Source organism: Streptomyces sp. NPDC002130 (assembly GCF_040296465.1).
In the GTDB taxonomy this organism is placed as follows: domain Bacteria; phylum Actinomycetota; class Actinomycetes; order Streptomycetales; family Streptomycetaceae; genus Streptomyces.
Window position 1 is genome coordinate 1 of the sequence record NZ_JBEOXI010001027.1, and the last position, 1,211, is coordinate 1,211.

General features: G+C 66.2%; 2 protein-coding genes and 1 pseudogene. All 3 read left to right on the top strand.

What is annotated here, in order from left to right:
- Positions 1–518, top strand: a 518-nt coding sequence (locus ABT116_RS48080; RefSeq protein WP_351647813.1) for an NAD(P)/FAD-dependent oxidoreductase, incomplete at its 5' end; no start/stop codon positions are given.
- Positions 519–545: 27 nt separating this feature from the next.
- Entirely contained in the window at positions 546–953 is a 408-nt protein-coding gene (locus tag ABT116_RS48085; protein ID WP_003944607.1) for an arsenate-mycothiol transferase ArsC, read from the top strand.
- A gap of 116 nt (positions 954–1,069) precedes the next feature.
- Positions 1,070–1,211 (top strand): annotated as a pseudogene (locus ABT116_RS48090) (pyridine nucleotide-disulfide oxidoreductase); the annotation flags it as partial.

Below are 1,211 nucleotides of genomic sequence, written 5' to 3' on the forward strand. Positions count from 1 at the left end.
GTGCGTCCTGCCGCTGGTACCCGGTTACCTGTCCTACGTCACCGGGGTGGCCGGCACCGACCTCGCCGAGGCGCGGCGCGGTCGGATGGCCGCGGCTCGAGCGCGCCAAGGCCAACGAGAAGATCCGCTTCCTGACCAACGCAGAGCCCGTCGAGGTGCTCGGTGAGAACAGCGTCACCGGCCTCGTCGTGCGCGACACCGTCACCGGTGAAACTTCCACACTCGAGATCACCGGCATGTTCGTCGCCATCGGCCACGACCCGCGCAGTGAGCTCGTCAAGGACCAGGTCGATCTCGACGACGCCGGATACGTGCGCGTCGCTCCCGGTTCCACCGCGACCTCCGTCGACGGCGTCTTCGCTGCCGGTGACCTGGTCGATCACACGTACCGTCAGGCGATCACCGCTGCCGGCACCGGATGCTCCGCAGCAATCGACGCCGAACGCTGGCTGGCCGACCGCGGCGACATCACCGCCAACACGCTCGACGCAGCCGGCCACACCGTAGACGCCGTCTGACTCCCACACCCAGCGAAAGGAACTTCGATGAGCAAGCCTTCAGTGCTGTTCGTGTGCGTCAAGAACGGCGGCAAATCCCAGATGGCCGCCGGCCTCATGCGCAAAGCCGCCGGCGACCAGGTGGACGTGTACTCGGCCGGCACCAAACCCGGCGACGCGGTCAACGCCCTGTCCGCCGAAACGCTCCTCGAGGTCGGGGTGGACATCTCCGGTGAGACCCCGACGTTGATCGATCCGCAACTGGTGCGCAATGTCGACCTCGTCGTCACCCTGGGCAGCGAAGCGAAGGTCGATCCCGTCGCCGGTACCGACTTCGAGAACTGGGACACCGACGAGCCGTCCGAACGCGGCATCGACGGAATCGAACGAATGCGGCTGGTCCGCGACGACATCGCTGCCCGCGTCGACGCCCTGGCCGGGCGTCTGACCACGTAATCGACGTATCACCCCGGCTGTCAGCAGAAGATCTGGATAAGGAAAGGACACTCGTGCACTCGCAAGGGACACCGATCACGGTCGACGTTGTCGTGATCGGTGGTGGTCAAGCCGGAATGGCCGCCGGGTACTACCTGCGCCGCTCCGGCCGCGACTTCGTCATCCTCGACGCCGAAACAGCGCCCGGTGGATCCTGGCAGCACTACTGGGACTCACTGCACCTGTTCTCACCAGCCGAATACTCCTCGCTGCCCGGCT

Bases quoted from the DNA above. Each gene is read 5' to 3' on its own strand.
- ABT116_RS48085 (WP_003944607.1), top strand. From the start codon at position 546: ATGAGCAAGCCTTCAGTGCTGTTCGTGTGCGTCAAGAACGGCGGCAAA.